This is a genomic window from Mucilaginibacter sp. SMC90 (assembly GCF_022811725.1).
Classification (GTDB): domain Bacteria; phylum Bacteroidota; class Bacteroidia; order Sphingobacteriales; family Sphingobacteriaceae; genus Mucilaginibacter.
On record NZ_CP094527.1, the window covers coordinates 2,656,349 to 2,676,260 of the forward strand.

General features: G+C 43.2%; 15 protein-coding genes. 3 read left to right on the top strand and 12 right to left on the bottom strand.

Features of this window, described 5'->3' with window-relative positions; translation table 11 throughout:
* The first annotated feature begins 1 nt into the window (after nt 1).
* Nucleotides 2-1,081 (top strand): efflux RND transporter periplasmic adaptor subunit, encoded by a 1,080-nt coding sequence (locus MTO98_RS11505; protein WP_243486794.1) that lies wholly within the window; start codon nt 2-4, stop codon nt 1,079-1,081.
* Nucleotides 1,078-4,125, top strand: coding sequence for an efflux RND transporter permease subunit (locus MTO98_RS11510; protein WP_243486795.1), 3,048 nt, complete (start codon nt 1,078-1,080; stop codon nt 4,123-4,125). The genes MTO98_RS11505 and MTO98_RS11510 overlap by 4 nt, the downstream gene beginning before the upstream one ends.
* 41 nt (nt 4,126-4,166) lie before the next feature.
* On the opposite strand, the gene MTO98_RS11515 is transcribed toward MTO98_RS11510, so the two are convergent.
* The 12 genes from MTO98_RS11515 to MTO98_RS11570 form a co-directional block, all read right to left on the bottom strand.
* Complete coding sequence (locus tag MTO98_RS11515; RefSeq protein ID WP_243486796.1) at nt 4,167-6,704, bottom strand: DUF5686 and carboxypeptidase-like regulatory domain-containing protein; 2,538 nt, start codon at nt 6,702-6,704, stop codon at nt 4,167-4,169.
* A 247-nt stretch (nt 6,705-6,951) separates the two neighbouring features.
* The gene (locus MTO98_RS11520) at nt 6,952-7,380 is read right to left on the bottom strand and encodes a PepSY-like domain-containing protein (protein WP_243486797.1); all 429 of its coding nucleotides are present in this window, start codon (nt 7,378-7,380) and stop codon (nt 6,952-6,954) included.
* Nucleotides 7,381-7,641: 261 nt separating this feature from the next.
* Nucleotides 7,642-8,019: a multidrug efflux SMR transporter gene (locus MTO98_RS11525; protein ID WP_243486798.1), complete on the bottom strand. Its 378-nt coding sequence runs from the start codon at nt 8,017-8,019 to the stop codon at nt 7,642-7,644.
* A gap of 7 nt (nt 8,020-8,026) precedes the next feature.
* The gene (locus MTO98_RS11530) at nt 8,027-8,986 is read right to left on the bottom strand and encodes a sterol desaturase family protein (RefSeq protein ID WP_243486799.1); all 960 of its coding nucleotides are present in this window, start codon (nt 8,984-8,986) and stop codon (nt 8,027-8,029) included.
* Between the two features lie 6 nt (nt 8,987-8,992).
* Entirely contained in the window at nt 8,993-10,429 is a 1,437-nt protein-coding gene (locus tag MTO98_RS11535) for an N-acetylneuraminate synthase family protein (RefSeq protein ID WP_243486800.1), read from the bottom strand.
* A gap of 15 nt (nt 10,430-10,444) precedes the next feature.
* Nucleotides 10,445-11,248 carry an SDR family oxidoreductase gene (locus MTO98_RS11540; RefSeq protein ID WP_243486801.1) on the bottom strand — a complete coding sequence of 268 codons (804 nt, stop codon included), beginning with the start codon at nt 11,246-11,248 and terminating at the stop codon, nt 10,445-10,447.
* A 2-nt stretch (nt 11,249-11,250) separates the two neighbouring features.
* The gene (locus MTO98_RS11545; protein ID WP_243486802.1) at nt 11,251-12,591 is read right to left on the bottom strand and encodes an aminotransferase class III-fold pyridoxal phosphate-dependent enzyme; all 1,341 of its coding nucleotides are present in this window, start codon (nt 12,589-12,591) and stop codon (nt 11,251-11,253) included.
* 11 nt (nt 12,592-12,602) lie between these two features.
* A complete protein-coding gene (locus tag MTO98_RS11550) occupies nt 12,603-13,541 on the bottom strand; it encodes a transketolase family protein (protein ID WP_243486803.1) in 939 nt (312 codons plus the stop codon).
* Between the two features lies 1 nt (nt 13,542).
* Complete coding sequence (locus tag MTO98_RS11555; RefSeq protein ID WP_243486804.1) at nt 13,543-14,409, bottom strand: transketolase; 867 nt, start codon at nt 14,407-14,409, stop codon at nt 13,543-13,545.
* An 8-nt stretch (nt 14,410-14,417) separates the two neighbouring features.
* A complete protein-coding gene (locus MTO98_RS11560) occupies nt 14,418-15,245 on the bottom strand; it encodes a glycosyltransferase family protein (protein WP_243486805.1) in 828 nt (275 codons plus the stop codon).
* Between the two features lie 10 nt (nt 15,246-15,255).
* Nucleotides 15,256-16,320: a hypothetical protein gene (locus MTO98_RS11565; RefSeq protein WP_243486806.1), complete on the bottom strand. Its 1,065-nt coding sequence runs from the start codon at nt 16,318-16,320 to the stop codon at nt 15,256-15,258.
* A 292-nt stretch (nt 16,321-16,612) separates the two neighbouring features.
* The gene (locus tag MTO98_RS11570; RefSeq protein ID WP_243486807.1) at nt 16,613-16,912 is read right to left on the bottom strand and encodes a hypothetical protein; all 300 of its coding nucleotides are present in this window, start codon (nt 16,910-16,912) and stop codon (nt 16,613-16,615) included.
* 351 nt (nt 16,913-17,263) lie between these two features.
* On the opposite strand from MTO98_RS11570, the gene MTO98_RS11575 reads away from it, so the two are divergent.
* Nucleotides 17,264-19,837, top strand: coding sequence for a BamA/TamA family outer membrane protein (locus tag MTO98_RS11575; protein ID WP_243486808.1), 2,574 nt, complete (start codon nt 17,264-17,266; stop codon nt 19,835-19,837).
* Nucleotides 19,838-19,912 lie beyond the last annotated feature (75 nt).

Genomic DNA, 19,912 nt, shown 5'->3' on the forward strand with positions numbered 1-19,912 from the left:
TATGAAAAAAATTAAATACACCGGTTTATTGTTGTGCATACCATTTATTTATGCCTGCAAATCACATCCCGCCATTGTTAGTAACGAAGGTGGGGCCGATACTATCCCTGTACAGGTTATGCAGCTGTCGCAGCGAAGTAACAATGCTCCAATGGCAGTTTCAGGGCAGTTCACTACTGATGATGAGGTAATGCTCTCCTTTAAAATTGGCGGCATCATCAGCGGCCTGAACGTAAAAGAGGGCGACGCAGTAAAAAGAGGTCAACTGCTGGCAACGCTTAATCCTACCGAAATTAATGCTCAGGTACAGCAAGCCAGCCTGGCGACAGAAAAAGCACAGCGCGATTATGAGCGCACCCAAAACCTTTATAAAGACAGTGTAGCTACGCTTGAACAATTGCAAAATAGTAAGACCACTTTACAACAGGCGCAGCAGCAATTAAAAGCAGCATCGTTTAACCGTCAGTATTCTGAGATCCGCGCACCAAAAGATGGCTATATTTTGCATAAGCTGGCCAACGTGGGCCAGCAGGTTACCGCAGGTACTGCTGTATTGCAAACTAATGGTGCTAAAGCAGGTAAGTGGATGTTGCGGGTTGGTATAAGCGATAGCCAGTGGGCTGTACTACAGCTTAATGATAAGGCGACTATCCAAACTACGGCCATGCCCGGACAGGTTTTGGAGGGTTTAGTAAGCCGTAAGTCTGAAGGGGTGGATGCTGTAACGGGTACTTTTAGTGCCGATATTACCATTACAGGTAAAAAGCCGCAGGCTGTAGCGGCGGGGATGTTTGGTAAGGCTACCATTACACCTTCACGCCCCGCTGCTGCCGGAAACAGCACCTGGCAAATCCCGTACGATGCGTTGTTGGATGGTGACGGTAACAGCGGCTACGTGTTTGTGACAGATGATAATAAAACCGCTCATAAAGTAAAGGTAACTGTTGCCGGCATCGATAAAAATACCGTAACCATCAGCAGTGGCCTTGCGGGTGCAAAATCGTTGATCATTTCGGGTTCGGCTTACCTTACCGATAACAGCGTCATCACAGTTCAACCTCCTAAAACCGCTGCCAAATGAAGATCTCTGATTATGCTGTGAAAAACAGCCAGTTTACACTGGTGATCTTTATTATGATCATCGCCTTAGGTATAACCACAATGCTTAACATGCCGCGTTCGGAAGACCCGGAAATGCACCCGCCTTCGTTCCTGGTTATTGTTAATTATCCGGGTACAAGTCCGCGGGATATTGAGGACAGGGTAGTAACGCCGCTGGAGAAGACAATAGGCAGCCTGGATGACATTAAACGGATCCGCACCACCATCTCAAATGGTGTAGCCGTATTGAGGGTTGAATATAAGTACAGCAGCAATATCGACTCTAAATACCAGGAAATAGTACGCGAAGTAAATAATAAACGGAGTGAGCTCCCTACTGATGTAGCAGGTATTGAAATTCAAAAACAACAGCCCACCGATGTAAATGTGCTGCAGGTTGCCCTGGTATCAGAAAATGCTGCCCGCAGTCAGCTGCAGCACTTTGCCGAGAAACTGCAGGACGAACTTGAAAAAGTATCCTCACTCAAACAGGTATCTATTTACGGTTTGCCGGGTCAGCAGGTACGTATCGAGCTTGATCTTGAAAAAATGGCGCAAATGCACTTGCCTGTTAGTGCTGTTACAAACAGTTTACACAGTGAAATGGCCAGTATACCCGGCGGCAGTATCGATGCGGCACATTTAACTTTCAATATTAAAAGTAACGATTACCGTACACTGGATGCTGTGAACAGTACCGTGGTGTATGCTGCAAATGGTAAAAATATCCTGTTAAAAGATATTGCGCATGTATACTATGGCTATGGCGAAGAAAAGCACATTACCCGCCTCAATGGGCATCGTTGCGTGTTTGTGGTAGCCGCCCAAAAAGACGGCGAAAATATTAATAAAACCCAGGCCGGTTACAGTAAGGTACTTACCAGCTTTAAAAAGTTATTACCGGCAAATATCGACCTGGTGCAAAATTTTGATCAGGCTGATAACGTGAACAGGCGTCTGACTGGCTTAAGTCATGATTTTATCATTGCTATATTACTCGTAGCCGTTACACTGATGCCTTTAGGTTTTCGGCCGGCGGTTATTGTGATGATCTCTATCCCGCTTTCGCTGGCTATTGGTATTGTATTGTTGCAGCTTTTCGGGTTCAACCTTAACCAGTTAAGTATTGTAGGTTTGGTTGTGGCACTTGGGCTATTGGTTGATGACAGCATTGTGGTGGTTGAAAACATCGAACGGTGGATGCTTGAGGGGCATAGCCGCCTTGAAGCTACTTTAAAAGCTACCGGGCAAATTGGTAAAGCTGTAGTTGGCTGTACAGTTATCCTGATCATCGCTTTTATGCCGCTGGTGTTTTTGCCCGAAGGCTCGGGCGATTTTATCAGGTGTTTGCCATTGGCTGTAATATTCTGCGTGTTGGCATCCATGCTGGTATCTTTAACGTTTATTCCATTCCTGTCAAGCCGTTTACTGAAAAACCATACCGGCCATCCGGATGGTAACCTGATCATGCGTGGATTGAAAAAGCTGATTCACGGAAGTTATGCCCGTTTATTAGATAAAGCATTGCAGAAGCCCTTTTTAACTATTGGCGTTGCTGTGGTGTTGTTTACAGCTTCAATTTATTTGTTCGGGATCATTGGTTTTAGTTTGTTCCCATCATCAGAGAAACCACAGTTTCTGATCAATATCACTACGCCTAATCAATCCAATCTGCCTTATACTGATACCGTTACGCGGGAGATAGAAAAACAGCTAAAACAAGAACCGCTTATTAAATATTACGCTGCAAACGTGGGGCATGGTAACCCACGGATCTATTATAATGTTATTGCCGAAAATAACCGCAGTGATTTTGCACAACTATTTGTGCAGCTTGACAATGAAACCCGGCCGGATGAAAAGCTTGCCCTCATCCAGAAGTTGCAAAAACGCTGGGCACATTATCCGGGAGCCAGGGTAGAAGTGAAAAATTTTGAACAAGGCCCGCCGGTTGTTGCCCCGATAGAAGTACGTTTATTTGGCGATAACCTGGATACCTTGCGTGCCTATTCACTAAAAGTTGAAAAACTGCTGCATCAAACAGCTGGTACCATGTATATAAATAACCCGGTAAGCTTGTTGAAAAGCGATATCCGCATAGCGGTGAATAAAGAAAAAGCACAGCAGTTTGGTGTTAACTCGTTAGCTGTTGACCAAATAGCAAGGTTGGCCGTTACAGGGCTTGATATGGGCACATACTATAATAATGATAACAAGTATGGCTACACCGTTTTGCTTACCCGTATTAAAGAAGGCAGGCCAGATCTGGATGCCTTCCGTAATTTGTATGTTAACAATGCCCAGGGAAATGCGCTGCCTCTTAACCAGGTAGCAAACCTTCAGTTAGAAGCTTCGCCCGCGGTTATCAATCACCAGGAAAAAAAGCGTGTAGTGTCGGTACAGGCAAACGTGCAAAAAAGCTTTCTGGTAAGCCGGGTTATTGATGACGTTACACAAAAAATGGATAAGCTAAAACTGCCGCCGGGATATAGCTATGAAATGGGAGGCGAAGTTGAATCAAGAAACAACTCCTTTGGTGGGTTTATGAGCATTATCCTGGTAACGGTATTTGTGTTTGTTGCTGTGCTTGTGTTATTGTTTAAAACCTTTAAAAGCACACTTATTATCCTCTCGGTTATCCCGCTTGGGGTGGTAGGAGCGGCGGTAGCGCTTTGGGTTACCGGTAACTCACTGTCTTTTGTGGCTATTATAGGACTGATTGCCTTAGCTGGCATCGAAGTTAAGAATACCATTTTACTGGTTGATTTTACAAACCAGCTGCGGCAGCAAGGCAGAAGTTTGCAGGAGGCTATCCGTGAAGCAGGCGAGGTGCGTTTTTTGCCTATTGTGCTCACTTCCCTAACAGCTATCGGCGGTTTGATCCCGATAGCTATTTCAACTAATCCGCTGATATCTCCGTTAGCTATAGTGCTGATAGGGGGGCTAATCAGTTCTACCTTACTGTCGAGGATAGTGACGCCGATAGTTTACGAGTTGATCCCGCCTAAAATAGAAACTGAATAAGTTTAACGGGCGGCCTTGATATCAAAGCCGCCCGTTTTATTTTAAAAATCAGGGTTGAAACTAAACTTTACTCCATACTCTGAAGCGCCGGGATGGTCAAGGTAATTAAAGCGTCTAATACCGTCAATCCTCAAAAATTTAAAGATATTTCCTATACCTACACCAGCTTCAACGTAAGGTTTGGTGCCTAAAGCATAAGTGCCGTTTGCACCATTGCCGCCCACCGGAAACCGGAACAAATTAGGCGAATAAAGCGGGTTGTTTTCATTACGCAAACCACCAAATAATACTTTAGCCGATAAAAACTCTCTCCATTTCAGGTGTTTTATCAATGGGAATTTATTCAGCAAAAAGCCGTTGAAGCCGTGGTTTAAGTTGATGCCCACATAATGATCACTTACAAATTCCAGATAGGTCATTTGGCTATATGCATCCTCATCATAAGCAAGCGTTTGATTGGCGATAGCAATGTTCAGGAGCGGGAATGGCACTTTTCCTACCAAATAATTTCCAAGTATGGTGATATCCGTGTAGCCCAGCTGAGAAAGGTAGAAACGCTTAAAAATACTTGCTTTAACACCGGTAAAATCATAAGAGCCATTGAACAATCCTTTAAAACCGTGATTGATCTGCAGGTTCATGATCGGGTACTTGCTGTAAATGGTGCGGCGGTATACTGTTCCCTGTAAAATCTGTTCGTGAGGCGCATACCTGAAGGCGAGGTTTAACTCGCTGGTTGTTATATTGTTCACAGTTGTGTTGGCCTCGTTGTTGTATTGAAATACCAGGGAGGCGGCAGGACGCTGGTTCCAGTTTCTGAAGGCGAGATCGAACGAGAAATGGTTTTCAAAATCCCTTACATATTCAATTTTAGCAATCTTGCTATAGAGCCAGTATATTGTTTTTCCTGTTGAAAACGATGAAAGCGCGGCTTGCTGATTGATGGTAGAGAGGTCCCTTCCCGGTACGTTAACATCGTTCAAATAGCTTGCCTTAAGATAATCGTTAGGATAGCGGTAAAAAGGCGTTTTATTAAATGAGTAGAAGGTTGCGATATTGTATTTATACGCCTTGTCGCGTGTGCCGTAAGCGCCAAAACCTTCAAAATAGATTGATTTACTTAACTCCGGGTTAGTGCGGCCGCCAATCTGAAAACGCGAGCCTTCCTGGCTATCACGCGAATAAATAGTACCAATAGGCCCTATCATTACCGGGCCAGCCTTAGCATAGCCACCGGTAAATGTTGCCGCAAACCAGGTTGCCCTCTTGAACTGCGGCATTTTTTCTAATTTAGCAATGCGAGGGTACATCTTTGACTGATGATCGGACAGGGTATCTGGTCGTTGCTGTGCCCAGTATGAGGTGTCTGGTTTGTCGGCGTCCGGCGCTATCTGCAGCTCTTTGCCATCATAAAATGTAGCAGGAAGCGGCTTGTCTGCTATATAATTAGAAAAGATCACCGTTCGCTCACCCATTAACCCAAGCCCTTTGTTTTTTAAGATGCCGAAGTCGGCTTTAACATCGCTTTTGCTTAGGAAATATCGTCCGTTGGAGTTCTGTTCAAAATCAAGCGTGATTTTGAGTGTCCGCATGAAATTAACGTTGATCTGCTTATTTACATTAAGCTCGCATGATCGTACAGCATAGTTGCCGGTCATACTTACCAGTAGCTTACCTTCAAAAAGCAAATCGCCTTTAGTACGTGGTGTAAAGCTCAGTTCAATGAGCTTTTCCTTAGCTGTTTGTATGGTGTCGGTAATGAAAAATTTGTAATAATTGGGCGAATGATCGGCAATTGGACTAAGAAACTGGTTGGTTATAATAAAAACGTTGTTATCATAAATATCAATGACATTGCCGTAAAGACGGTTCATGTACACATCCAAACCTGCAGTATCAATAAATTTAAGGATGTTGGCCTCCTTTCGGGCTTTTAGTATCTGGATGGTTTTAGCAGGCTCTTTACGGTAATAATTTTGGAATTGCTTTTCGCTGAAATAGGTGGGAAGCAACACCTGGGTTTGTCCGTTAGTTTTTACTGTATCAAGCATAAACTGGTACATTTTAAAATAACGGCTGTTCATGAGTTTGGAAGGAACGTCGATAAATGACAAATTGATCCGCTCATACTGGTCGTATTGCAGATAATCGGCGCTTTCCATCCGGTTTTGCTTTTTATGATCTATAACCTGTTGAATAAGTTCAACCGCAGGATTACCTTTATTGCGATAGCGTTGTTTTTTGCCCGAAACTACGGTTACTTCTTTTAATTGGGTTTGACTGCCATGCAACCTTATATGAAGTACGTTTACCTGTCCGGGTTTAATTACTTTGATAATAGTTTGGTAACCGATGTACGAAAAGGAAACATGTGTAAAAGATCTGGGGGCGTTTAACTCAAATTTTCCGTCGGGATCTGCAATCGTCCCGTATTTACCACCAACAAGTTTAACATTTATGCCCGGAAGCGGTTGCCCGGAGGCATCATCTACTACCTGGCCTTTAACACTTGTTACTGCCTGTGCTGCAGTTTTTTTGATACTGTCTGTTTGTTGTGCCAGGCTACATAATGGTAACAATATGTAGATGAGCAATAGTGCTGAAATATAAGGGAACAACCACTTTGTTGAGCTTGACGTCCGGGAAGAAATCTCAAAAGAAATTAGCAAATTGTGGCAGATTAAAATACAAAAAGGGTTCAGTTTTATTCATATTCCGGATTTGAACCCGGAATATGCTTTTCAATTTTCCTAAACGTACAAATTAAATTTGAATTGTTGCAGAAGATCGTATTATTTTAAGATTAACATGGTTGTGGCGCTTTGTTCAGTCAACTTTAATAAACTTTCCGTTTTCATCAAATAACAAGTCCCTGCCTTTGATCTCTGCTTCGAACATCTTTTTGCCCGCGGCATCGGTCACCTGCCCGGCTTCCTTAACTTTTGAGCCCTTGTAATTAATTTTAATATATTCAAAAACGGCAGCAGGTAACCGGGTAACAGGTATCGCATCTACCTCTTCTACAAAGCTGCCGGCTGGTGTAAAGGTAACCGAAGTATCCTCGCCGGATTTGCCACCCCAATTTGCTTCATAATTTCCTTTTTCTTTTTCCCAGGTAACTTTTGTTGCATTGGGGTACTTTTTAAGCAGACTTTGTTTTACAACCGCAGGCACATCTAAACTGTTGGCTGCTTTTGCAATTGCACCAGTGCCTAACAGGGCGGCAGTGATGGATAATAGAATGGTCTTTTTCATAAGTTTTCTTATTTGATTATTACCAATGTAAGGAGCCAATCTGGAGAAAGATGGTAGATATACAATGGTAATAACCAAATGCAAAACACTGGTCCTGCTCACTAACAATGACGATGCCTATTGATGGGGCAAATAAGTGACCCCAGCGGCAAATTCATTTACCAAAGGTGTACACGAAAAGATTGTAACCCTTATTGGTTGAGGTTTGATACTGTAAAAGCCAGGTTAAAAAAGCAAGCGTTAGGTAAATGGTTATTGAGTTTACTTTACTTCCGGTCCGTAAAATTTTAAGCCTAAAACACCGGTCATGATCAGCAACATGAAAAATATTTCAGTGTAGGAGAGGCGCTGGTTTAAAAACGATACTTCAACTAATTTGATCAGGATGAGGGTTATGGCTGTCCATACCGCATAGGCCACAGCAGTAGGTACTAATTTTATAGCCAGCGAAAAGAAATAGATATTACCGATACCAAAAACGATATAGCCCACAAAGGGTAGCCAAACCGGTAAGCCATGCTGAAGGCTTAATACAGAATTAAGACGGAGCGCTTTCAAATCGCTGAATTTCATGAATTTTAGCGAGAATGTCCAGGCCGCTTCAAATGCGGCTGCGATTAAAATATATAGCCAGGCCAATATGTTGTTAGTTTTGTTGCAGTATATCTTCTTGTTCGGGTATTAAGGTGCCGGTTTGTTGCCCGGTATTCAATGGGGGTTCTTCATTTGTTTTGGCAGGAAGAATCGTTTTTGCCCAATTTATAAGCCGCGGCCGCAGGTTATAATACCAGTTAAACCACCGGTATTTGAGTAGCGTTTTTTCATCAAAGCGTTTTACGCTGAAGGCATGCTGCATAAAGTAATCTTTGGGGTAATCATAGTAAAGCCCCCAGTTTTCGGGTTTATTGCCCGGCGCATGGCCAGGGTCATAAACAGTGCCGAACAGGTAATCCCAGAATGAAAACTTAGTTGCAAAGTTGGCGTGAAAAACTTCCTGGTAATTGGCGTGATGCCATAAATGCAGCTGGGGCGAGTTGATAATGTACTTAAGCTTGCCCATGTTTACCTTGATGTTGCCATGTATAAACATGCCGAACATGGCATCTAACATGGCTTTAATTGGTATAACTATTGAGTCTGCACCTAACAAAATGATAGGTGCAAACTCAATAGTTTGATTAATGACGATCTCCATGATATGCGAACGTGAACCAGCCAGGAAATCAACTTCTTTGCCGGAGTGGTGCGCCTCATGAATGCGCCAGAAAAATTTATTAGAGTGCTGAAAGCGATGAAACAAATAAATATATAGGTCATGTGTAAACAGGAAAAATAACACCTGCAATGCTACCGGCCAGCTGCTTATTAAATGCAGATGCGAAAGATCAAAATGCTTTTGCAGCGGAATAATAATATAACTCCCGATGATGATCTTTAAAAAGTAGCTTTGTATCAGCGTATACCACACCAAATCAATCCAAAAGCCTTCCCTGAAAAATTTCAACCCTTTTCTGTAAGGCGAAATTCTTTCCCAGGCTATGATGAATGCTATCCAGCAAAAAAGGATAATGGATGTAATTAAGGTAGTTAGATCCTGCCGAGACATTACTATTTAATTGTTTGTTTTTTCTTTGTATTCGTCGCTGATGTTAACCCTCAGGCGTTTCATCGGTGCCAGTTCTGATTCGTAGACCCTTTTTTCGCCATCGCCGGCTGCAGTTTCTACGTCCCTGATATCGCGTACCAAGCGCTGTAATCCCTGTGGCTCAACAGACGCTGCATGATCTGATCCCCACATGGCGCGGTCAAGCGTAAAGTGGCGTTCAACAAAGGTGGCACCCATAGCTACTGCACCTACAGTAGTAGCAAGACCGGTTTCATGACCCGAATAACCGATAGGGATGCCCGGATATTTGTTCTCCAGGGTTTGGATCATTTTAAGATTAAGCTCCTGCGGAGGGCATGGATAAGCTGAAGTAGAATGAGCGATGAACAATGGATAGTTTTCATCAAAAGCGTTGATATAATCCATAGTTGTTTCGATCTCTTTCATGGTCGACATGCCGGTTGAGAGCATTAATGGTTTGCCGGTTTCCAGGATGCGCTGGATCAAAGCAAAATCAGTTAATGAGGCAGATGCCAGTTTGTAAAGGATGGTATCAAACTGCTCCATGAAATCAACAGATGGTGCATCCCAGGCAGACACAAACCAGTCGATACCTACTTTTTTACAGTATTGATCGATAGTAGCATATTCGGCTATGCCAAATTCAGTTTTGCGTTTGTAGTCGATGTAGGTAATGCGTCCCCATGGGGTATCGCGCATAATATTCCACTGATCTAATGGTACGCAGATCTCCGGTGTGCGTTTTTGAAATTTAACCGCGTCGGCTTTCGCGGCTACAGCTTCATCAATTAATTTTTTACAGATCTCAAGTGAGCCGTTATGGTTAATGCCAATTTCGGCAATGATATAGCTTGGCTGGTCTTTGCCAATAACGCGGCCGTTTTGCAGGGTGATAGTGCCGTTTCTTTTGCCCGATAAAAATTTATCGCTTTTAGCTTCAATGATCAGCTCTGCAAATTCGCGGAAACAGCCATCGCCGCCGTTTAATGAACTTACAAAATCTACCTGTGCTTTAACATGCGGCAAAGCATCAGCAGGAGAGGCGGTAAGGCCGGCCAGTTTCATTACTTCCAGATCATTGTAGTCATCTCCAATATAAGCAACTTCGTTTGGCTGCAGATCTAAGCGGCTGCAAATCTCTTTAAAAACAGCTACTTTATCTTTTATACCTAAATGTAGCTCGGTTATTTGCAGCTTTTCAGCCCTTTTAATTAATGAAGGTGAATTTTCACCGGTGATGATACCTGTATTTACATCAGCAAATTTGCGAAGGCGTTCAACCCCCATACCATCGCGCATGCTGAATTTTTTTAAAAGCTCGCCTTCGTGGTTGTAGTATACTCCGGCATCTGTTAAAACCCCGTCATTGTCGGTCAGCAATAGTTTAATGCCCGCCGCTTTTTGTTTCAAAATCTCGTTCATAATAGTTGGTTTAAATTAAATAGCTGTCCATCCTCCGTCAACAACCAGGTTAGCGCCGGTCATGTAAGCCGATGCCTCGCTGGCTAAAAACACAAGTGCCCCTTGATAATCGTTTGCTTTTGCCATACGGCCTAATAAAGTTTTTGCTGAATAGTTTCCGATAAAATCTTCGGTTTGGCCTGCCTCAACACCACCGGGCGAAAGGGTATTTACCCTCACACCGGTATGCCCCCAATAGGCGGCCAGAAAGCGGGTAAAATTGATGATAGCACCCTTGGTTACCGGGTAAGCAGCCGACTTGTAAAACGTTTGCTGCCCACGCGAATCACGATAAATACTTTGATCGGGGCCAACCATACCATAGGTTGATGCTATGTTGATGATGCTGCCACTGCGGTGCAGCGCCATCTGCGTACCAAACACCTGCGAGCATAAGAACACGCCGGTAATATTTACATTAAGTGATTGTTGGAAAGCCGCTAACGGATAGTTTTCAAACGCTGATAGTTCCTTGGCCATGGCCGGGTTCTCGAACTTATCGTTAATGGCGGCATTGTTCACCAATACATCAACCGAATCATATTTATCAAGCACTGCATTGAGTGCATCTATCAATGATTCTTTGCTGGTTACATCAACGCCCAGCCCCAAATGGTTATCGCCCAGTTCGGCAGCAAATTGCTGTGTTTGTGCAATATCGATATCGGCTACAATAACATTAGCACCGGCTGCAGCAAGTGCTTCGCAGTGCTTGCGGCCAATAAGGCCCAATGCGCCTGTTACAACGGCAGTTTTTCCTTTTAATGAAAACAAATCCATGTTTAGGCTATGCTTTTTGGTTTGATGTTGTAATTGCTCACCTTACGGAAAACTGCTTCAAGTACCTCGCCTTTCAGGTGATCTTTGATGTTGCCGCTTTCAATAGCCTCTTTTACCAAAGGCAATACATCACGGTAAGCCGCAAGGATATAGTCGATATCTTCGGTAGTATGGCTGTAGCACATATTGTGGAAGCCAGCCCAAAGCACGCCGCGCTTGATCATTTCCTGCTGCATGAAGGTTTTTACTTCCAGGCCGTTGCCTGCATCGGGAGTAAAGGTTACCATGCTGCGGCAGTTGAAGCCAACGCAACGGGTGTATTTGTCAACGCCTAATTGAATGGCAAGGCTGTTGTAACCATCTTTCAACAATGCGCCGTGCTCATCAAGATATTGCGGTACTTTTTTATCGCGAAGCTCATTGATGGTAGCAATACAGGCAGCTAATGATAATGCTTCGCCGCCAAAGGTGGTATAACTAAATACTTCCGAGTTAAAAAGTTCCATTACATCTGCACGACCGGTAAGCAATGCTATCGGCATACCGTTGGCACATGCTTTTGAAAATACTGCCAGATCGGCTTTAACATTAAAATACTCTTGCGCACCGCCTAGGGCTACGCGGAAACCTGTCCACATTTCATCAAAAATGAGCAGGGTACCGTTAGCTTTACATACTTCGGCAAGCTCCTGCAGATAGCTCGGTTTGGGCGCTTCAAAAATGAAAGGCTCCAGTATCAAAGCAGCAACGGTTTCATCTAAAGCAGCTTTTACCGATTCAATGTCGTTATATTCAAAAGTGTAAGTTAAATCCTGGATAGCTTCGGGTACTCCTGAGTTACGGCTGGTGATACCAATGTACCAGTCATGCCAGCCATGGTAACCACAGCAAAATACCTTATCGCGACCGGTAAACGCCCGTGCTACACGGATAGCGGCCGAACAAACATCTGCACCAGTTTTAGAGATCTTTACGGCTTCGGCGTTGGGCACAACCTGTTGTACCAGTTCAGAAAGTTCAACTTCTAAAGGGTGCATCAATGAAAAAGTGATACCATCGTTTAATTGCTGGCGGATGGCCTCATCAACGGCCGGGTAAGCATACCCCAATGAAATAGGGCCGATAGCCGAGTTAAGGTCGATGTATTCATTGCCGTCAACATCCCATACGTGCGATCCTTTACCTTTTACAAGATATTTTGGCGCTACACCTTTGGTAAATTGCCCCGGACCTTTGGCGAGGGTTTGGGTAACTGGTTTCTGAACTTTTAAAGCACGTTCGTATAATTTATCCGACTCGGTAATGTTTGGATAATCGTTGTTAAGGTCTATTTTATTAGCCATGATCAATATTTTTATTCTGAAAATTCAGGTGTTAAAATTTGTGGTTGGTGGTGGGCAGTTTGATAGCCCAGTATTTTTTCGGCAATTTGTTTGCCTGTAAAACCTTCATGCTCCAGTACAGAAGGAAGCAGAGTTGGCCTGAACCATTTTTCATTCAGGGCCATAGGCAATACATTGGCTGTTGTGCGGTGTTTTAATAAAACCTCGGCTACAATGGTGTAAAGACCACCGGTTAAAAAATGATCTTCAAGTGTAACCACAAGTTTGCTTTGTGCCGATGCTTTCAGGATAGCTTGCTCATCAACCGGTTTAAGGCTGCGCATATTGATCAAACCGACAGAAAGGCCCTCTCTTTTCAGCATTTCAACAGCAATTAATGCCTGTTCAAATAGCAAACCATAGGTTAAAATGGTTACGTCGGTACCCTCGGCTATTATTTCGGCTTTACCCATAGTAAAAGGCTCGTGTACGTAAGTAGTTTTGCGCGTATTGATGCGGGTATACGCCGGGCTTTTGCTTTCCCAAATTTGCTGCAGCATTTTCACCAGGTCATCTTCATCGGCAGGGGCAAATACGGTTACATTAGGGATGCCCCTCATGATAGAAATATCCTCGATAGCCTGGTGGGTTGGCCCGTTACCATCCGATAAAAAGCCCGGGATAAATGAGCTTAGCTTAACCGGCAAATTGGCTATGCCAACATCGGTACGTACAAACTCAAATGCCCGCATGGTTAAAAAGGCGGCAAGCGCGTGTACAACCGGAGTACGGCCACGCAAAGCCAAACCAGCCGCTGCACCGATCATAGTTTGCTCGGTAATGCCGGTATCAATAAAACGTTTGCCTAATATGCCGGGCAGGTTACGCACCAGGGCACGGTTTTCGGCGGTCATTACAATCACCTGCTCATTGGCAAGCGCTGTTTGGGTTAAAAGTTCTTCGTAACTCATCTTATCGCACCACTAAAGTTTCTGATGTTAATGTTGTATTGTGCTGGCCATGCAGTTCCAATAAAAGCTGTTCAATCTCGTCTGCACTGAAATTGCAGAACCACCTGTCGGCACGTTCCTGGATACTTGGCAGGCCTTTGCCGCGCACGGTATCGGCAATAATTACATTGAGTTTTCCGGTTTGGAAAGGGAAGGCATTAAAAGCTTCATTAAGCTCGGCAAAGCTGTGGCCGTTTATTCTTTTAACTGCTGCGCCAAAGGCTTCAAACTTGTCGGCAAGGGGCTCCAGCGGGATCAGATCTTCCGTACGCATATTGGCCTGGAAATGGTTGCGATCAACCACGAACAGCAGGTTATCCAATTTATAAGCGTTGGCTACCAGCATGGCTTCCCAGCAGGTACCTTCGTTTAGCTCGCCATCGCCCAAAATACAAACCACTTTGTTTGTGCTGCCGCTGATCTTTAGGTCCATAGCAACACCAATAGCCACCGAAGGCAAATGGCCTAATGAGCCGGAATGAAATTCGATGCCGGGGATTTTGGTGTTGGGGTGCCAGTAAATATGATCGTTAAGCAGCAGGTGATTTTTAAGGCGATCTTTATCTAATAAACCCAGTTCGGCAAAGGTGCCGTACAGGGCAGGTACATCATGGCCTTTTGATAAAAAAAGATAATCGCGGTTTGGATCATCGAGGTTATCCTGATTGATGTTCAAAAAACGACTATATAAATAAACGATCAGGTCGACTGCTGATAGGGATGCACCAGTAAAGCAGCCGCCATCGGTAGACATGCGGATGATATGCCCCCGTACTTTCAGAGCGGTGTCCGTTAATTCCTGGTAATTGTTGTTCTCCACTGTTATCATTCGCTTTGTTATAATTCCTGTAAGTTTTTGGTGGGGGCCTGTTTGGTTTGGCCGGATGTGATAGTTTTTAATTCATCCATATGATGCCGGTACCAGTTAACGCCTGCGTATTGTGCGTTAATGTTATAGATCTCAGGCTTTTGATTAAGCAGGTTGAGAATATCATCGCAGGAGAATTGCGGGTTGTTTGCATATAACTCCCGGAATACACGCTCTATGAAATAATAATCCTCAGCATAATCAATAGTAAACCTGTGCGACATGGAATAATCCAAATCTGCAGGCCATATCACATTCCCTATTCTGAACAAATGCGGATTTTCCCAGATATAAGGCGTAGTGTGCTCGAGCTCTAAAGTGCGGTTTGCGCTTTCCCATGCTTTAGTAAGGCATTGCATGGTCATGATTTCCACATCGTTACCATCGGGATAAGTGGCCGGGTGCAGGTTGCTTACAAAATCGAAAGCCTCCCGGTTGTCAAAAAAGTAATCCAATACATCATCTACAATGCGCGGATCGATCAGCGGGCAATCAGACGGGATCTTTAATATTATATCGGCATTATAAAGCTTTGCTGCCTGGTAATGTCTGTCGAGCAGGTTGTTCAGGCTGCCACGATAATAGGGGATGCCTATGTTGATGGCTTCGTTTATAATAATGTCATCATCCGGCATTTCAGAAGTGGCGATGATGATCCCGGCTTCATAACGGATCATTTGAAGCCGCTCGATCATCCGGGCAAGCAGGCTTTTTCCCAATATAGGCAGCATTACCTTACCCGGCAACCGGCTTGAGGCCATACGGGCTTGTACTACTATTAAAATTTTCTTTTTCACGGTAAAATGATTACCAGTTAGCGATCAGTTCTTCGGTCAATTCGGCCTCCTGCTTAACAAGTTGATAGCTATTCATAGCCAGTTGCGGATCAAAGCTTTCCCTATTGCCGTTATGGTTTAAATAACCACGGCAAATGGCTGCGATATTTGTTGCAGATGCGCCATTGTTTTGTACTGGTGCAAGCCGTTTAAGTTCATCAACATTAAAAAGCGAATGAACCTTTTTGCCCAAGGCAATACCGGTATAAACCACGGTTGAATATTGGGTGATGAGCTCACAGCAATTGGCTATCATGTGGTTGGTATTACCCTTGGTGTATATCAATGTATTAGCCGGTGTGTTGGCACGGATCTCCTTTTCGGCCCGGTCAAAATTTTCATTAGGATGAAGTTTAAAGAGCAGGGGGCGACCGCTGGCAATTTTTACGGCCTTTTTAATGAAAGCGATCCTGTTTTCGATACGAAAAGTTTCACGCATATCGGTAGTAGCTACCATAACATAATTATGGTGCGGAAAATCGTTGTTAACATGCTGAACCAGGTTGTCATAGTTTGGCATACCGGTTACCACAATTTTGCTTTCATCAGTGCCTTTACCGGTAAAGTATTGCTTATAACCCTCTGATGCTGCACAGTAAACATCACAAATGTTTGATGATCCGTTTAATGATGTATTGCCGCACAGCGTCGGCGGAAGCTTTAGTCCTCTCACAACACTGCTCCATGGGGTATAACGATCAATCATCCCTTCCTGTACCCAAATGGTTTTAATGTTTTGCATTCGTTGGGGTACAATCAGGTCGGTACAAAATACAACGAGGTCGTATTTGTTTTTTTTTGCTCCAAAATCAATTTGTAAAGCATTTTTTTGAAGGTAATCTTCAGATAGGAGCCTGAATTTGGTAGAAAGTACCGTGCCGCTAAGCAATGTTGTATTATTAACAATATGGTTAAGGGTAGGGTTATCAGTAAACAACTGGCTAAACCAACAATCAAATTCAGGAAGCTCGTTTGCTATCTGGTGCATTTGCGTGGTTTGGTTAATTGAACCGGTAATGAATAGTATTTTCTTCATCCTTTTATTTCAATCAGCAATTGCGGTTAGATTCAATGATTAATAATTTTATCATTTTAATTTAAATTACCGGGCTTAACTGCGGTTAAGTCCTGATAATTTGATAAATGTAGCGGGGCTATTTTTAGATAATGCGAAGCCAGGGTTATGAAATCATTAAGCGAGGTGTGGGGCTGGATTATTTATTAACAAATAATGTATGTTGTTAATAAACCTCTGTTTCATGATTGCGCTAAGGTGTTTAATATAAGGTGTTTGGCGGCTTTAATTACGCTTTTGTGCGTTAGCGTAATTAAACCATTATATTAAATATAATAAGTATTGCAGTAACAAAAAGTACAATCATTCCGCCAAGAAAAAGATAATCGGCCACAGCTTCCGAACGGCCGCCTGGTTTGATAGTCCCCCTGATAGAGAGAAACGAGAGGATACAACTTAGCATAAAGAAAACTAATGCTACTGTTACTATTTCGTCGATATAGGTACGCTGCGAAAGGTTAAGAAATTTTAAGGAAGTAAGTACCACAAAGCATAAACCCAGCAAATTTGATGCTGCGTTTAAAATATGCGGCGATTTATCATTGCGGGACATAAGATTGAGGCTCCTGCCATAAAACTAATAATAAAATTTAAATGATAGAGAAATGTTTAATGTTCAATATCAACAGATAATAACATTGCCGGCGGCACCATGTGTGAAATAATTACAGATTGATTATTTTTATCAAAATATTAATACACCCGTTGCCTGATGTTGAAAGCATTATTTAACAGTTATGTAATCATGCTATTTGGGATAGTCATTCAGTAATTAACGATATATCGCCATTTGTTTTATATGGTTTTTTGTTAAGTATTTGTATTTCAATTTATTGTGTATCTGGTACGCATATTGACAACGGTTAAAGTATTTTAAGTCCCTACATCTTAAACACATTACCTCATGACAAAAAAGTTACTCAGTTTTTTATTTCTCACAGGTTCGGCGGTGTATGCAAATGCCCAGGCCATAGCACCGTCTGCATGGCAAAAGTTTCCGGATAGTACCGTTGTAAGTGTTCATGCATCGTATGATGACGTAAGCGGGATTCACCGGTGGTTATTTGGTGAGAATTATCGTAAAGATTGGGCAATGAAGGTTAAACTGCCGGTTTTAAAGCTATCACAAATAAATGGTGGATTAACGCCTGTAAAACAAGGCGGCGGTATGGAATCCAAATCATTAAGGCTGGAAGATAAAACCGGCCGCGAATGGGTATTGCGCAGCGTTGAAAAGGTACCGGATAAATTGCTTCCGCCAAATTTGCAGGGTACTTTCGCCGTGGATTGGGTGGGCGATGAGTTTAGCGGCCAGCATCCTTATACTGCACTGGTAGTACCGCCACTTGCCGCCGCCGCCAAAGTACCTCATGCTAACCCTGTAATTGGGGTTGTTGCTGATGACCCCGCACTGGGCCAGTATAGTAAAACCTTTGTTGGTCTGGTTTGCCTGATAGAAGAGCGGGAACCGATAGGTAATTCGGATAACTCATTTAAAATGCAGGATCAGCTTTTAAAAAGTAATGACAATCGTTTGGATGGAAAAGGGTTTTTACGTGCAAGGCTGCTGGACCTACTCATGACCGACTGGGACCGGCATGAAGATCAATGGCGCTGGGCCGATACAAAAAGTGGTAAAGGTAAAATTTATACTGCTGTACCTCGCGACCGTGACCAGGTTTTTCATGTTACTCAAGGCGTTTTTCCATCAATTGCATCATTGCCCTGGCTCGACCCCATGCTTGAAGATTTTAGCGGAGATATTCCACGGGTGAAGTATTCGCTTTTTAAAACACGGTTCGTGAAAGAGTACCCTGATGCGCAATTGTCGTATGATGAGTATATGAAAGTGGTAAATGAATTTGTAAAAGCCGAAACCGACGCGGTGCTTGAAGCAAGCTTACAACGGTTGCCTAAAGAGATTTATAACTTTAGGCACGATGAAATGTTTGCGAAGCTCAAAAAGCGCCGTGACAATATCCCTGCGGCTATGATTGAATACTACAAATTCATTAACCGGATAGTAGATATACGCACAACCGACAAGAGCGAGTTGATAACTATAAATGATGCTCCCGGTTATGCTACACGTGTAACAGTTTCGAGAATAAATAAAGGTGGCGAAACAAAGGATCAACTGATGGATATTACCTACAGCCCCGATATAACTAAAGAGATCAGACTGTATACATCGGCTGGGAATGATAATGTGCAGATCAACACAGCTAACTCGCCCATTAAATTGAGGCTGATTGATAGTATAGGCAGTAAAACTGTTGATGTTAAAAGTTCAAACAAAAGGATTCAGTTTTACGGCCGTGAGGATAGTGTAACCTTTACGGGTAACACAGGCAGATTGAATAAGCATCTGTCAAATGATACTTCAAACACACAGTTTTTACCCACTAACCTATATAATGTATGGATGCCTCTTGCAACGGCAGCCTTAAATAAGGATGATGGCTTTTTACTCGGTTTAGGTTTTCAATACACCGGGCACGATGGTTTTCGGAAACTTCCTTACTCAACATTACAGCAGGTAATGATCACTCATTCATTTGCTACCGATGCGTTCAGGATAAAGTATAATGGTGAATGGATTGATGCGTTTGGTAAAACGGATTTTGTGATGAAGGCCAATATCCAATCGCCGGATAATACCGTGAACTTTTTTGGTCTTGGTAACGAAAGCGCGTTGAACAAATTTCAGGGCTATCGCACTTTCTATCGTACGCGTTATGATATTTACCAGTTTGATCCTGCTTTACGCTGGCATACAGGTAAAAACAGTAACCTGAGCTTTGGCCCGTCATTGCAGTTTTATCATTTAAGTCTTGAGGATAATAAAGGGCGCTTTATCAATCAGCAATCGCTTATTCATTCATATGATAGCTTAACCGTTAACAAGGACAAGGCACACGTTGGTTTGATTCTGAATTACACTACAAATCAACGCGATAATAACATACTGCCAACAAAAGGCTTTTATTTTACCGTTACGGCGCAGGGTTATACAGGGCTCAATAGCTATTCAAAATCATTTGTGCAGATTTTGCCCGAATTTACCTATTACCAAAAGTTAACCCCTGGTGGTGCGATAGTATTATCCGACAGGATAGGCGGTGGAGTTGGCTTTGGGCAGGCTGCCTTTTATCAATCTATGTTTTTAGGTGGTCAGGGCAACCTGCTTGGCTACCTGGCTAACCGTTTTGCAGGCAAGCAGATGGTGTTTAATAATTTGCAGGGACGAATTAAACTTGCCGACATTGCCAGTTATATAATACCTGGTCAGTTAGGCCTGGTGGGATTTTATGATGCAGGCCGCGTTTGGATTGATAACGAGCATTCAGACAAATGGCATACAGGTACCGGCGGTGGATTATATTTTGCACCCGCCAGTTTAACTGTATTACAAATATTGGCCGGTCATTCAAGCGAAGGCTGGTATCCGTATATATCGCTTAATTTCAGGTTGTAGTAAGCCTGTTTAAGCAAGCTTGACGTTTTAATAAAAAAGCTACGGAGTGTAAACAGGATTTACACTCCGTAGCTT

Excerpts from the sequence above, each read along its gene's own strand:
- MTO98_RS11535 (WP_243486800.1), bottom strand. The coding sequence starts at position 10,429 with ATGAACGAGATTTTGAAACAAAAAGCGGCGGGCATTAAACTATTGCTG.
- MTO98_RS11565 (WP_243486806.1), bottom strand. The coding sequence starts at position 16,320 with ATGAAGAAAATACTATTCATTACCGGTTCAATTAACCAAACCACGCAA.
- MTO98_RS11555 (WP_243486804.1), bottom strand. The coding sequence starts at position 14,409 with ATGATAACAGTGGAGAACAACAATTACCAGGAATTAACGGACACCGCT.
- MTO98_RS11545 (WP_243486802.1), bottom strand. The coding sequence starts at position 12,591 with ATGGCTAATAAAATAGACCTTAACAACGATTATCCAAACATTACCGAG.
- MTO98_RS11570 (WP_243486807.1), bottom strand. The coding sequence starts at position 16,912 with ATGTCCCGCAATGATAAATCGCCGCATATTTTAAACGCAGCATCAAAT.
- MTO98_RS11550 (WP_243486803.1), bottom strand. The coding sequence starts at position 13,541 with ATGAGTTACGAAGAACTTTTAACCCAAACAGCGCTTGCCAATGAGCAG.
- MTO98_RS11520 (WP_243486797.1), bottom strand. The coding sequence starts at position 7,380 with ATGAAAAAGACCATTCTATTATCCATCACTGCCGCCCTGTTAGGCACT.
- MTO98_RS11575 (WP_243486808.1), top strand. The coding sequence starts at position 17,264 with ATGACAAAAAAGTTACTCAGTTTTTTATTTCTCACAGGTTCGGCGGTG.
- MTO98_RS11530 (WP_243486799.1), bottom strand. The coding sequence starts at position 8,986 with ATGTCTCGGCAGGATCTAACTACCTTAATTACATCCATTATCCTTTTT.
- MTO98_RS11510 (WP_243486795.1), top strand. The coding sequence starts at position 1,078 with ATGAAGATCTCTGATTATGCTGTGAAAAACAGCCAGTTTACACTGGTG.
- MTO98_RS11540 (WP_243486801.1), bottom strand. The coding sequence starts at position 11,248 with ATGGATTTGTTTTCATTAAAAGGAAAAACTGCCGTTGTAACAGGCGCA.
- MTO98_RS11505 (WP_243486794.1), top strand. The coding sequence starts at position 2 with ATGAAAAAAATTAAATACACCGGTTTATTGTTGTGCATACCATTTATT.